The organism is Pseudomonas saxonica, assembly GCF_007858365.1.
Lineage (GTDB): Bacteria > Pseudomonadota > Gammaproteobacteria > Pseudomonadales > Pseudomonadaceae > Aquipseudomonas > Aquipseudomonas saxonica.
This window is the reverse complement of sequence record NZ_VFIO01000001.1, coordinates 1,286,623-1,300,906: the sequence shown is the minus strand read 5'-3', so window position 1 is coordinate 1,300,906 and position 14,284 is coordinate 1,286,623. Positions and strand designations below refer to the sequence as shown.

General features: G+C 56.8%; 8 protein-coding genes. 3 read left to right on the top strand and 5 right to left on the bottom strand.

The window, feature by feature from the left end; all coding sequences use genetic code 11:
- Nucleotides 1-14: 14 nt before the first annotated feature.
- Entirely contained in the window at nucleotides 15-1,268 is a 1,254-nt protein-coding gene (gene glyA, locus FJD38_RS06055) for a serine hydroxymethyltransferase (RefSeq protein WP_122785861.1), read from the bottom strand.
- Between the two features lie 99 nt (nucleotides 1,269-1,367).
- Nucleotides 1,368-4,814, bottom strand: a complete 3,447-nt coding sequence (locus tag FJD38_RS06050; protein WP_146384354.1) for a sensor domain-containing protein — start codon at nucleotides 4,812-4,814, stop codon at nucleotides 1,368-1,370.
- Between the two features lie 280 nt (nucleotides 4,815-5,094).
- On the opposite strand from FJD38_RS06050, the gene ettA reads away from it, so the two are divergent.
- Complete coding sequence (ettA, locus tag FJD38_RS06045; RefSeq protein WP_122785859.1) at nucleotides 5,095-6,762, top strand: energy-dependent translational throttle protein EttA; 1,668 nt, start codon at nucleotides 5,095-5,097, stop codon at nucleotides 6,760-6,762.
- Between the two features lie 385 nt (nucleotides 6,763-7,147).
- Nucleotides 7,148-8,485, top strand: coding sequence for an NADP-specific glutamate dehydrogenase (gdhA, locus tag FJD38_RS06040; protein ID WP_122785858.1), 1,338 nt, complete (start codon nucleotides 7,148-7,150; stop codon nucleotides 8,483-8,485).
- On the opposite strand, the gene FJD38_RS06035 is transcribed toward gdhA, so the two are convergent.
- From FJD38_RS06035 to FJD38_RS06025, 3 genes are all read right to left on the bottom strand, one after another.
- Nucleotides 8,482-8,976 carry a GreA/GreB family elongation factor gene (locus FJD38_RS06035; protein WP_146384352.1) on the bottom strand — a complete coding sequence of 165 codons (495 nt, stop codon included), beginning with the start codon at nucleotides 8,974-8,976 and terminating at the stop codon, nucleotides 8,482-8,484. The two genes, gdhA and FJD38_RS06035, sit on opposite strands and share 4 nt — an antisense overlap.
- A gap of 130 nt (nucleotides 8,977-9,106) precedes the next feature.
- Complete coding sequence (locus FJD38_RS06030; RefSeq protein ID WP_146384351.1) at nucleotides 9,107-10,960, bottom strand: Lnb N-terminal periplasmic domain-containing protein; 1,854 nt, start codon at nucleotides 10,958-10,960, stop codon at nucleotides 9,107-9,109.
- Between the two features lie 75 nt (nucleotides 10,961-11,035).
- Nucleotides 11,036-11,524 (bottom strand): DUF3015 domain-containing protein, encoded by a 489-nt coding sequence (locus FJD38_RS06025; protein ID WP_122785855.1) that lies wholly within the window; start codon nucleotides 11,522-11,524, stop codon nucleotides 11,036-11,038.
- A 271-nt stretch (nucleotides 11,525-11,795) separates the two neighbouring features.
- Here FJD38_RS06025 and FJD38_RS06020 point away from each other — a divergent pair, with 271 nt between their 5' ends.
- Entirely contained in the window at nucleotides 11,796-14,237 is a 2,442-nt protein-coding gene (locus FJD38_RS06020; protein WP_146384349.1) for a Lon protease family protein, read from the top strand.
- Nucleotides 14,238-14,284 lie beyond the last annotated feature (47 nt).

Genomic DNA, 14,284 nt, shown 5'->3' with positions numbered 1-14,284 from the left:
TCAGCGATCGACACTCAGTTGCCGTAGACCGGCAGCTTGGCGCAGATGGCTTTTACTTTCTCGCGAACAGCATCAATCACAGCTTCGTTGTTGATGTCGTCGAGGATGTCGCAAATCCAGCTCGCCAGTTCACGGCATTCTTCTACTTTGAAGCCGCGAGTGGTGACTGCTGGTGTACCGAAACGCAGGCCCGAGGTTACAAACGGGGAGCGAGGATCGTTCGGCACGGAGTTTTTGTTCACGGTGATAAATGCTTTGCCCAGTGCGGCGTCAGCGTCTTTACCGGAAATGTCTTGCTTGATCAGCGACAGCAGGAACAGGTGGTTTTCAGTGCCGCCCGATACCACGTCAAAGCCGCGTTCGATGAATACCGACGCCATAGCTTGAGCGTTTTTCACCACTTGTTGCTGGTAAACCTTGAACTCCGGTTGCAGGGCTTCTTTAAAGCAAACAGCCTTACCTGCAATCACGTGCTCCAGTGGACCGCCTTGCGAACCCGGGAAAACAGCCGAATTCAGCTTTTTCTCGATTTCAGGGTTGGCCTTGGCCAGAATCAGACCGCCACGAGGACCGCGAAGGGTTTTGTGAGTCGTAGTGGTCACCACGTCTGCAAACGGCACCGGGTTCGGGTAAACGCCTGCGGCTACAAGACCGGCAACGTGAGCCATGTCGACGAAGAGGTAAGCGCCCACTTTGTCGGCAATGGCGCGGAAGCGCGGGAAGTCCAGAATCTGCGAGTAGGCAGAGAAACCGGCCACGATCATTTTTGGCTTGTGCTCAACGGCCAGACGCTCAACTTCGTCGTAGTCGATCAGGCCGTTGGCGTCGATGCCGTACTGAATGGCGTTGTACAGCTTGCCCGAGGACGAAACGCTGGCGCCGTGGGTCAAGTGACCGCCGTGAGCCAGGCTCATGCCCAGAATGGTGTCGCCTGCCGACAGCAGCGCCAGGTAAACAGCGCTGTTGGCCTGGGAACCGGCGTGGGGTTGAACGTTGGCGTAATCGGCACCGAACAGTTCCTTGGCACGGTCGATGGCCAGTTGCTCAACCACGTCTACATATTCGCAGCCGCCGTAGTAACGCTTGCCTGGGTAACCTTCGGCGTACTTGTTGGTCAGTACCGAGCCTTGAGCTTCCATGACCGCTGGGCTGGTGTAGTTTTCCGAGGCGATAAGTTCAATATGTTCTTCCTGGCGCTGAGCTTCTTGCTCCATGGCGGCAAAAAGGTCGGCGTCGAACTTGGCAAGTGTCAAATCACGGCTGAACATGGCGGTCCTCAAGGATCGGGGGGCAGAAAAGGAGGGCATTCTAACTCAATGGATTTTTTCTGACATATGAATGCGATTCATGGTGACGAGCTGCGAGCTTCACGCCGGTAGCTCGCGACTGGCGGCCGTTAGTTGCAAGGCTAACTGCTCGGCAGGCACCGGTCGGCCGAACAGATAACCCTGCACTTCATCGCAACCGTGCTCGCGCAAAAAATTTAACTGTTCATGGGTCTCGACGCCCTCGGCGATCACCGACAGGTTCAGGCTGTGGGCCATCGCGATGATGGCCCGGGCAATTTGCGCATCTTGCTCGCCCAGCGGTAGGCCATCGACAAAGGTGCGGTCAATTTTCAACACATCAATCGGGAATTGTTTGAGGTAGTTGAGCGACGAGTAGCCCGTGCCAAAGTCATCGACGGCAATACTTAGCCCGAGGTTTTTGAGGCTATCCAGAATGTGCAGGGCTTCGCTGACTTCACGCATCAAGATGCTTTCGGTCAGCTCCAGCTCCAGACAGGCCGGGGGCAAGCCGGTCATTTTTAGAATGTTGGCGATACGTGTGCCGAGCTGGCCATCGGAAAACTGACGGGCCGAAATATTGACCGACACTTTAGGTACACGCACTTTCGCCTGGTGCCAGTGCTTGAGCTGCCGGCAGGCTTCTGTCAGCACCCAGTCGCCGACTTCTACCACCAGCCCGAGCTCTTCGAGCACCGGGATAAAATCCCCTGGCGGCACTAGCCCGCGCCGAGGATGATTCCAGCGCAGCAGCGCTTCAACGCCGGTCAGGCGTTTACCGTCGCCGCTGAATTGTGGCTGGTAATAGAGGATAAACTCTTGCAGGTCCAGCGCATGGCGCAAGTCGCTCTCAAGTTCGAGACGCTCCAGCGCGCTGGCGTTCATGTCGGCCTGATAGAACTGGAAGTTGTTTTTACCGCGTTCCTTGGCGTGATACATCGCCGTGTCGGCGTTCTTCATCAGTTGGCTGAGTTCCTTGCCATCCTGAGGGCTCAGGGCGATACCAATACTGGCCGTCACGAAGAACTCGCGGCTTTCCAGCACAAAGGGTTTCACCAGGCTGGCGAGAATTTCTTCGGCCACATGAACCGCCCGGTTCAGAGCGTGCTCACGGGTGTTGCGCGGCTGTAAAAGCAGGGTGAATTCGTCTCCGCCCATCCGGGCCACGGTATCGTCGTCGCCGACACATGCCAGCAGGCGTATGGCCATGTCTTTGAGCATGCGGTCGCCTGCCGCGTGCCCCAGGGAATCATTGATGGGTTTGAAGCGGTCGAGATCGAGGAACATCAGCACCACCCACGATTTATTCCGGTCGCCTTGTTGCAGTGCGGTGTGCAGGCGATCTTGAAACAGTGTGCGGTTAGGCAGGTGGGTCAGCGCATCGTAATACGCCAGGCGATGGATGCGCTGCTCACTGGCCTTGCGTTCGCTGATATCGCTGAAGAAGCACACGTAACTGGCCAGGTCGCCTTCATTGTCCAGTACGGCGGTGATCCCGACCCACGCCGGGTAGTGCTCGCCATTGCGCCGTTTAAGCCACACCTCGCCTTCCCATGAGCGGTGCTGGCTGAGTTGTTTGAAGATGTAGCGCAAGTGTGTCTGCTGATGTTCGTCCACGGTGAGCATGGTGGGCAGTTGGTCGAGTACGTGTGACACGGCGTAACCGCTGACCCGGCTGAAGGCTTCGTTGGCTTGTACGATAAACCCGTCGGGGTCAGTGATCAGAATCGCCGAGGTCGAGTGTTCGAACACCGTGGCAGCCATGCGCAAGGATTCGCTGGCTTCTATCTGGTCGGTGATGTCTTTAGCCACTCCGATGATCCGTGTGACCTGATCGCGAGCGTTACGGGCCAGGGCCTGTTCGCGTATATCAAAGCGTCGCCACACACCCGTGCGATGGCGAAAGCGTAACTGGCACTGCAACAGTTGGCTGTAAGCGGTGGCGCGCTGCAAGATGCGCCGTTGCGCGTATCGTTCGGCATCCTCGGGGTGTAGCAGTATTTCCCAGAAATATGCGCCCATCTGGTGCAGCTCAGCATCGTTGTAGCCCAAGCTATAGCCCAGATGGTGATTACTGAAAATCATCATCTGGCTATTCACGTCTTGTACATACAAATGATCAGGCACGGTGCGCACAACTTCTGACCAGAAGCGTTCACGTTCTTGCAAGGACAGCTCAATGAGTTTGCGGCTGGTGATGTCCGTAATGCTCAGAATGACCGCGTGATAGTCCTGCTCGACCTCCGGAAGGCGCAGGACCAGCCATAAATGCTGATCTTCACCCTTGGCGTCACTCAGTTTGATTTCCAGCTCAAGCTGTTGCTGCTGAGTAATCACGGTTTCGACCACTCGATAACCAATGGCAGCAGCGTTTTTCGGGCAACCGTTAATCAGTTTTAACCAGGCACCGTCTTCGGATCCGACCTGCAATAGATGCATGGCGACCTGATTCACTTCGGTGATGCGCAATTGCTCAAGCAATAACGGGTGGCGTTCAGGATTCTGGGTGAGCCAGCGCGTCAGAGCGTCGACGTTGTGTAATTTCTCGCGCTCCAGAAAACCTGGCAAGTTGGCCAGGTCGAGCACACAAAGCGCCACCCCGGTGCCTTCAAAAATATCGTGATAACGCCGGCGCCCCTCGTGTAACTGCCGTTGACGGCGGCGCATGTTCACCAGTGCGACAATCGGCAGCAATGAAAACAGCAAACCGAGCAGGCACTTTGCGATCAGTCCGGGCAAGAGGGCTTCAATGCTCTTCTGTTCGTTGAACAGCCCCCGCAGTTGCCAGTCGCTGTGGCTCAAGGGCTTTAACAGTACGGTGTCTTCTATGTCGGCCTGGGTCATGGCTGAGGAGGGACGAATGGTCGGGTCGCTGTGACTGAGCACTCGCCCTGTTTGGGTGTTTTCAATCAGCCATTGCGGACGTTTGGTTGCGGCTGTCTGGCGTGTCAGGTTTTGCAGCAAGTCGGGTGTCATGCGCAGCAGCCAGTAACCTCTGGCCGGGCCAATGGGGTGGTTCAGCAATAAATAAGAAAGGCTGCCATCACGGTTACTGGCGTAGTAGTAACCATCGGTGCGCTGGATGGGCTGGCGGTGTTTGATCCAGTCTTCGAGGTAGGCGGCATCGGGGCTGATGCCAGTGCTGTCGATCAGCACTTTTGCGTCGGGGCTTAACCAGGCAAGGCTATGCAGGGACGGTAAGGATTGGCGCAGCCGATTGACCAGGGCTTGTTGCTGGCGCGAGGTGGTTGGCTGCTCGTACTGGGGTAACTGGTTCAGCGCGATTTCGGCTCTGAGGGCCATATTCAAGCTGATGTTGTCCGCCAGATCGGCGCTGTAATTGATGCTCCATTGCCGCTCTTGCTGAAGGGTTTCCTGATATTGCTCAATTAACAACCAGAACAACATGCCCAGCAAGAATAGAACCAGCGTCGCCAGTGCCCCTTTGAGCGTGCCGCGCACAGGCGTGCCAGTGCGTTGGCCTGGTTTGGGTGCGCGAGTGGACGTTGACGCGTTGACGTTGGGCAAACTGTGATCCTGCGGTTTGGCTGTATGGCTATAAGCCTACGCCCAGAGGACGCCTAGCATGCCTTGGGTTGTGGCAAAGTGCCAGCTCTGTGGCGCCGGTTGGTTTGCCCTGATCAGCGCATTCAGGTAGCTTTGCCGGTTACGCGGGAGCATTCGATCTCCTACACTTAGGCTTTTTGTGCGAGCAGGTATTGATTTCGATCAGTCCCTGACTGACTGCTATGGCCTGATCCGGGCGTAGCTCGCGCTTTATTCATCAGTCACAGACGCTAGGTTCTCCATGGCCCAATACGTTTTCACCATGCATCGGTTGAGCAAAGTTGTTCCGCCGAAGCGGGAAATCCTGAAAAATATCTCCCTGTCGTTTTTCCCGGGCGCCAAGATCGGCGTACTCGGTTTGAACGGTTCGGGTAAATCCACCCTGTTGAAAATCATGGCTGGCGTTGATACCGAGTTTGACGGTGAAGCCCGTCCAATGCCGGACCTGAACATAGGCTATCTGCCACAAGAACCGCAACTGGATCCAAGCAAAACCGTTCGCGAAGTGGTTGAAGAAGCCGTTAGCGTGATCAAGGATGCCCAAGCGCGTCTGGATCAGGTGTATGCCGAATACGCGGACCCGGATGCCGACTTCGACAAGCTGGCTGCTGAACAGGCCAAGCTCGAAGCCATTCTGCAAGCCAGTGACGGTCATAACCTTGAGCGCCAGCTCGAAGTCGCTGCCGATGCACTGCGCCTGCCGGCCTGGGATGCCAAGGTCGAGCACCTGTCGGGTGGTGAAAAACGCCGTGTAGCCCTGTGCCGTCTGTTGCTGTCGGCCCCGGACATGCTGCTGCTCGACGAACCAACCAACCACTTGGATGCTGATTCGGTGGCTTGGCTGGAGCACTTCCTGCACGACTTCCCGGGCACTGTGGTTGCGATTACGCACGACCGTTACTTCCTGGACAACGTGGCGGGCTGGATTCTGGAACTCGACCGCGGTGCGGGCATTCCTTACGAAGGCAACTACTCGGGTTGGCTTGAAGCCAAGTCCGATCGTCTGGCGGCCGAATCCAAACAGCAGTCGGCCCATGAAAAGGCCATGAAAGACGAGCTGGAGTGGGTCCGTAAAGGGGCCAAGGCGCGTCAGTCCAAGTCCAAGGCACGTCTGCAACGCTTCGAAGAACTGCAATCGCAGGAATTCCAGAAACGTAGCGAAACCAACGAAATCTACATCCCGGCCGGTCCGCGCCTGGGTGACAAGGTTATTGAGTTCAAAAACGTCTCCAAGGGTTACGGCGATCGCGTGCTGATCGACAACCTGTCGTTCGCGATGCCTAAAGGCGCCATTGTTGGCGTGATCGGCGGTAACGGTGCCGGTAAATCGACCCTGTTCCGCATGTTGATGGGCAAAGAGCAGCCGGATTCGGGCAGCATCGAAATTGGCGACACTGTGCAACTGGCGTGTGTTGACCAGAGCCGTGACGACCTGGATGGCAGCAAAACGGTATTCCAGGCCATTTCCGATGGTTCTGATGTGATCCGCATCGGCAACTATGAAATTCCGTCGCGTACCTATGTCGGTCGTTTCAACTTCAAAGGCGGCGATCAGCAGAAGTTCGTCAAGGACTTGTCCGGTGGTGAGCGTGGTCGCTTGCACCTGGCCCTGACCTTGAAAGAGGGCGCCAACGTGTTGCTGCTCGACGAACCGTCCAACGACCTTGACGTTGAGACCTTGCGTTCGCTGGAGGAAGCGCTGCTGGACTTCCCGGGCGCCGCCATTGTGATCTCTCACGATCGGTGGTTCCTTGACCGCGTCGCGACTCACATCCTGGCGTACGAAGACGACTCGCAAGCGGTCTTCTTTGAAGGCAACTACACCGAGTACGAAGCTGATCGTAAAAAGCGCCTCGGCGAAGCGGCCACCTTGCCGCACCGCGTGCGTCATAAAAAACTGGCCCAGTAAGGGCGGTTGCAACACAAGACGGCGCCTTCGGGCGCCGTTTTTTTTGGTGTGCGGACTTCAATTCGTAGCCGCTGCCGAAGGCTGCGTCCGGCGGCGAAGCCGTCGCAAAGGCGGTGTGACATTCAACATGCAGAGACGAATCCTACGATCGCTTCGCAATCGGACGCAGCCTTGGGCAGCTGCTACGGTTCGGTTTTCAATGGTGTAAAAGTGCGTACAAGAAGCCATTTTTTGGTGCGCAAAACCCTTTGAAATCGGTTCTATTTATATAAAAGCACCATTTAAATTCAGAACTGCGACATTTTGCGCTGTCGCGGTGCGACATGAATTGATAAAGTTCTGGCCAATCGCCTTCTAACGACAACAAATTTGCCGAGACTTTTCCATGATCGAATCCGTCGACCACTTCCTTGCCCGCCTGAAAAAACGTGACCCGGACCAACCGGAATTCCACCAGGCTGTGGAAGAAGTCCTGCGCAGCCTTTGGCCTTTTCTTGAAGCCAACCCTCATTACCTGACCTCCGGCATTCTTGAGCGCATCTGTGAGCCCGAGCGTGCCATCGTGTTCCGTGTCTCGTGGGTCGACGACGAAGGCAAAGTGCGGGTCAATCGCGGTTTCCGTATTCAGATGAACAGTGCCATTGGCCCGTACAAAGGTGGATTGCGCTTCCACCCCTCGGTCAATTTAGGTGTTCTGAAGTTTCTGGCCTTTGAACAAACCTTCAAAAACTCCCTGACCTCGTTGCCTATGGGCGGCGGCAAGGGTGGATCGGACTTCAACCCTAAAGGCAAAAGCGACGCCGAAGTCATGCGGTTTTGTCAGGCATTCATGAGTGAGCTGTACCGCCATATCGGTTCGGATGTGGACGTGCCCGCGGGTGATATCGGCGTGGGCGCACGGGAAATCGGCTTTATGTTCGGCCAATACAAGCGTCTGAGTAATCAATTTACCTCGGTGCTGACCGGCAAAGGCATGAGCTACGGTGGCAGTTTGATCCGTCCGGAAGCCACCGGATTTGGCTGTGTGTACTTCGCTCAGGAAATGCTCAAGCGCAGCGGTCAGCGTATTGACGGCAAGCGGGTCGCCATCTCCGGTTCCGGTAACGTTGCGCAGTACGCGGCACGTAAGGTGATGGATCTGGGCGGTAAAGTGATTTCGCTGTCTGATTCCGAAGGCACGCTGTACTGCGAAGCGGGTTTGAGCGAAGAGCAGTGGGAAGCGCTGATGGAGCTCAAAAACGTCAAGCGTGGCCGCATCAGCGAGCTGGCGACACAGTTTGGTCTGGAGTTCCTGGCCGGCCAGCACCCGTGGAGTCTGGTGTGCGACATAGCCCTGCCTTGCGCGACCCAGAACGAACTGGACGCCGAGGCGGCGCGCACGCTATTGCGCAATGGCTGCGTGTGCGTGGCTGAAGGGGCGAACATGCCGACCACCCTTGAGGCTGTCGATCTGTTTATTGAAGCGGGTACTTTGTTTGCGCCGGGCAAGGCTTCAAATGCCGGTGGGGTAGCCGTGAGCGGCCTGGAAATGTCGCAGAACGCCATGCGCTTACTGTGGACGGCAGGCGAGGTGGACAGCAAGTTACACAACATCATGCAGTCCATTCACCATGCGTGCGTGCACTACGGTGAAGAAAACGGCCGCATCAACTATGTCAAAGGCGCCAACATTGCCGGTTTCGTCAAAGTGGCCGATGCCATGCTGGCTCAAGGCGTGGTTTAAGCCGGTTCAATCTTGATGATTTCGACCTGCACATTCCCGGCAGGTCGAACCCACAACACCTCATCGCCCAGCTGTGCCTTGAGCAGGGCTCTCCCCAGCGGCGAGCCCCAGTTGATCAGCCCGTTGCGTGTATCGGCCTGATCCTCGCCTACCAATTGCACCCGCTGCTCAACGCCGTGTTCATCGGCAAATGTCACCCAACTGCCAATCTGCACCTCCTGCGTAGATGTCGCGGGGGCAATGACGCGGGCGGTGTTTAACCGCTGATTGAAGTAGCGCAAGTCGCGTTCAAGCTCGGCTATTCGCTGTTTATCGGCCTGCTCGCCGCGTGCGGTTTCGTCACTGTGCTGGCGCTTTAACTCGCTGACCCTGGCCTGCATCTGGGCCAGCCCTTCAGCGGTCACCAGGTTGGGCTGATCGCTGACGTGGCGCTCAATGGGCGTATTGGCCTGATCGGCAGCGTTGTCTTCATTTACAAATGCGCGGCTCATAGGGATTTTCCTTGTGGCTACAAGGTTCAGAGCACGGCTGAGTGTGCGGGTTCAATTCCTTTTGAGTGACACACCGATGCGTCCAGTCTGCGACCGCTTCGCGCTCGGTCGCAGCCTTCGGCACAGATTACTAGTAGTGATACCACTTCACTTCCAGCATCACTTCGTTGATGGGGGAGGTGAGCTTGCTGAACTCTCGTTGAGCACTTAAGCGCACACCCAGATTACGAGACACTTCCCACTGTTGATTCAAACTGAGGCTACGGCGGATTTCTCCATTGGCAAAATAGTCACCCTTGGCCTCAAGGCTCAGATTACCCACCGGGTTACGCCACAGCACTCCGGTATTAAAACCGGCAGCGGGTGATACGAAGGCGGCGAAGTCATTGTTGTGTTCTATCCGCACAGTCCCCAGCGCAAAGCCGAGCATGTCTTCACCCAATTGCCAGGTGCCGCCCGCGCCGCCGTTGACATGACTCACCAGATTTTCGTCGCCGTGCTTGCCCAGTACCCGTTCTAGCCCGCCGCCGACTTGCCATGACCACGGCTTAAGCAGCTCGTTACGCGGCGTCAGGGAGCGGATATTGGCCAGATCCAGCTGCTGAACTTGCCATTTATTACCTTCGTACTGGCGCAGTTTGAGTTGCAGAATTTCAATCTGCGCCCCCAGCGGGAAGCCCGGCGCGTTGTCATTCAGGTCGTGATAGGCCATGCGCAAGCCGTACTCGGCAAACGCTTTGTCGTCGCGGCTACCGGCACCTAATTGCCAGGTGCGCGACTCGTGGCCGTTTTCAGGTAATTCAGGTTTCTCGACCTTTAGTTCGGGCGCAGGGTTCTGGTTGATCGCTCGCAGCAGTTCAAAGCTGCGTTGCGAACGCCCGGTATCGCGCTCAAGGCCATTGGCACGATAGCGTTCAAGGCGATACGCCGCGTCAATAATCAACGCCTGGCGTTCTTTGGGCAGCGCCTTGAAAGCCGGATTCTGCAGCTGCGCCTGATCGGCGCTGACCTGCAGTACCCATTGCTGTTCTTGCGGATCGAGCACCTTGGCCCGATCCAGCAGTTCACGCTCGCGGGATGGCCGGTATTCAATGCTTTCTACCAGCCCGGCTTCCTTGACGGCTTTCACTGTGTCGGTGGGGATTGCGGTCAGCGGGAACTGGGTGGTCAGTTGCAAGCCGGGACGCGCAACTTGCAGCAGCTCAAGCAGGCGGTATGAGCAGTTTTCGTCAAAGAAAAAGTAGTCAAACTGAACCTGTTTAAGCTCCCACACATGTTCAACCATGCGTTGGGTTTCTTCGGGTGTCAGGTTCAGGCGGTATTCCCACAGGTCACGGTTTTCCAGGCTGCGGTATTCCGAAAGCTTTTCCTGATACGGCACCAGTGCGAACAGGCCGGGATAGCCGCCGGCCAAGCCTTTCCAGGCATACAGGATGCTGTTGTCAGAGCCTTCAATGTAAGCGCCAAAGTTGATCGCATAGCTGAGCAGCGCCGTCTTGTTGCTCTGCACGTCAGCCTGGTCGATCCGCAACAAGGTATGGCCAAACATGGAGGACGGGCTGTTCAGGTACGCGGCCGGGAAAATCATCACCGTGCTGTGGGGCGCCACGTCTTTGAACCATTGAGTGAACTCTGCGCAATCGGCCTTGGGCAGGTCGGTCAGGTTCAGTTGGGCTTTGAGCCAGCGGGTTCGTGCCGGGTAGACACATTGTGGGTGTTTATCGCCCAGGCTCAGGGGGGCATACAACGCCTCGACGGTGGCGCGTAGTTCTGCGTCCGGATGATGAGCACCGTCAGGGGCGAGAAAAAATTTGTCATCGCTGACATAGCTGCGCCAACCACTGAGCTTGCCAGCCTCGTAATGACCCAAAGAAATCCAGAATGGATCATTAGCCAGTTGTTGCACACGTTGATTGTCGAGCTGGGGAGAGGCATACAGCGGGGCGCAGGCACAGAGCGCCAGATAGGCAAGGCGTTTGAGCATGTTCGGCAACTGTTGTCAGACGAAGAAAGGTGTCGCGACACAATACCCGCTCCCGAAGGAGCGGGCAGGCCTCATTTACGCAGCTGTTGCGTACTTGGACAGGCGTGCGTCACTTTTCAGCACGGCCAGGGTGTTGTTGTGAATATCTTCCGCAGTTACATCAGCTTTGCTGAAGATTTGTTGGAAGTGTTCGTGGGTAACGGCTGCAAAATGCTCGCGATCTTCAGGTGCGACACCCAGAACCACCGCATAGGTCGTCAGTGCTTCGCCATTGCCTTTGGCCATGTCTTCGGACAGCTCGTTCATCATGCCATTCATGGCAATCCACGATTTGCCGCCGTAGGTCAGGGCGTCTTTGGTGGTACAGCCGTTGGTGCCGGAGGTCATGCCGAAGGTGGCGTTACCGGAAGTGCCGTTGGTAGTGGATGCCAGGAAGTGGGCAGGTGTACCGCGCTGACCTTCAAACAACATGTTGCCCCAACCGCAGTTCGGGCCACCGGGCGCTTGCGCCATGGCATTGAGGGATACAACGGTAAAGAGAGTACCAAGAAGAATCCGTTTCATAAGCTGAGATCTCTATGTGTATGCAACCAATGGACAAGGGGTTCTGGCTCATTGCGCCAGTACGGGTCGGTTATTACTCCAGCCGCGTAACATGTAGGAGTCTAGGCACGATCGTAGGGTTCCGTGATTTTTTGTAAAACAATCGTGGCTTGAGCACATTTTCGTCCCGTAAATACGGGGGGGTAAGATTTCACGCGATGTGTGCCTTGCCAGTCGTGCATGGCCAGCGCCAGAATGCCTGCATCTGCCCCGCCCGATGTAAGGAAGCCCGATGCCTGATTCTGTTGCTGCCAGCTTGCGTCTAGCGCCTGACGCGCTAACCCGTCCGTTCTCCGCTGAACAGTTCAGCTTCTCGACCACCAATGATTTGGAGCCCTTTCGCGGCATTCTCGGCCAGGAGCGTGCGGTCGAAGCCCTGCAGTTTGGCGTGGCCATGCCGCGCCCCGGTTACAACGTGTTTGTGATGGGCGAGCCCGGGACTGGGCGTTTTTCGTTTGTTAAACGCTACCTCAAAGCTGAAGGCAAGCGGCTCAAGTCACCCAGCGACTGGGTGTACGTCAACAATTTCGATGACCCTCGCGAGCCGCGAGCACTGGAACTGCCGGCCAGCACGGCGGGCGCGTTTATCGGTGACATCAATGGCCTGATCGACAACTTGCTGGCAACGTTCCCGGCGGTGTTTGAGCACCCGACGTACCAACAGCGCAAAAGCGCGATTGATCGCGGCTTCAACCAGCGCTACGACCGTGCCCTTGATGTGATCGAGCGCTTGGCACTGGAAAAAGGCGTGGCGTTGTACCGCGACAGCAGCAACGTCGCGTTTACGCCCATGAGTGACGGCAAGGCGTTGGACGAAGCCGAGTTCTCGCAGTTGCCGGAGGAAGAGCGCGAGCGCTTCCACGAAGATATATCTGCACTTGAGGAGCGTCTCAACGAAGAGCTGGCCAGCCTGCCGCAGTGGAAGCGAGAGTCGAACAACCAGCTGCGTCAGTTGAACGAAGAAACGATCACCTTGGCGTTGCAACCCTTGCTGGCACCTCTGTCGCAAAAGTACGCCGAAAATGCTGAAGTGTGCGGCTATTTGCAGGCGATGCAGGTGTATCTGCTTAAAACTGTGGTCGAGCAGCTGGTCGATGACAGCAAGACCGATGCTCAAGCGCGCAAGTTGCTGGAGGAGCAATACCTGCCGAGTCTGGTTGTTGGCCAACCCATGAGTGGTGGCGCGCCGGTGGTGTTTGAACCGCACCCGACTTACGACAATTTGTTTGGCCGTATTGAATACAGCACCGACCAAGGCGCGCTGTACACCACGTATCGACAGCTGCGTCCGGGGGCGTTGCACCGTGCGAACGGTGGCTTTTTGATTCTTGAAGCCGAGAAGATGCTGAGCGAACCCTATGTGTGGGATGCGCTGAAGCGGGCCTTGCAATCGCGCAAACTGAAAATGGAGTCGCCGCTGGGTGAAATGGGGCGTCTGGCCACCATTACCCTGAGCCCGCAAGTGATTCCCTTGCAGGTCAAAGTCATCATCATTGGTGCTCGCCAGTTGTATTACACGCTGCAAGACCTTGATCCGGACTTCCAGGAGATGTTCCGGGTGTTGGTGGACTTCGATGAAGATATTCCGATGGTCGACGAGAGCCTTGAACAGTTCGCTCAGCTGTTGACCACACGCACTTGCGAAGAAGGCATGGCGCCGCTGACGGCTGATGCCGTAGCGCGACTGGCCACCTACAGCGCCCGTCTGGCCGAGCATCAGGGGCGTTTATCTGCCCGTATCGGCGACTTGTTTCAGTTGGTCAGCGAGGCGGATTTTATCCGTCACCTGGCCAACGATGAAATGACCGACGCGGGGCATATCGAACGTGCGTTGAAGGCCAAGGCCACGCGTACCGGGCGCGTGTCTGCACGGATTCTCGATGACATGCTGGCCGGGATCATTCTGATCGACACCGATGGCGCTGCGGTCGGCAAGTGCAATGGCTTGACTGTACTTGAGGTGGGCGATTCGGCGTTTGGCGTGCCGGCGCGCATTTCCGCCACGGTGTATCCGGGCGGCAGCGGTATTGTCGATATTGAGCGCGAGGTAAACCTGGGGCAGCCGATTCACTCCAAGGGCGTAATGATTCTGACCGGGTATCTGGGCAGCCGTTATGCACAGGAGTTCCCGCTGGCGATCTCGGCGAGTATTGCGCTGGAGCAGTCCTACGGTTACGTCGATGGCGACAGTGCGTCACTGGGCGAGGCTTGTACGTTGATCTCGGCGCTCTCGAAAACACCGCTCAAGCAGTGTTTTGCAATTACGGGGTCGATCAACCAGTTTGGTGAAGTTCAAGCGGTAGGCGGAGTTAACGAGAAAATCGAAGGCTTCTTCCGACTGTGTGAAGCGCGCGGTCTTACGGGGGAGCAGGGCGCGATCATCCCGCAAGCCAACGTGGCCACCTTGATGCTGGACGAGAAGGTGCTGCAAGCCGTGCGTGATGGCAAGTTCCACGTGTACGCCGTGCGTCAGGCGGATGAAGCCTTGAGTCTGCTGGTGGGTGAGCCTGCGGGTGAGCCCGATGCCGAAGGGCAATTCCCTGAAGGCAGCGTCAATGCCCGGGTGGTTGAGCGTTTGCGGGTAATTGCCGAGATGATCAGTGACGAAGACCTCAAAGAGGCCGAGAAAGAGCTGATTGCTGAAACCTTGGCGGCGAAGCAAAAGCCCGCTTAAAAGCCCCTCACCCTAGCCCTCTCCCAGAGGGAGAGGGGACTAAAAGC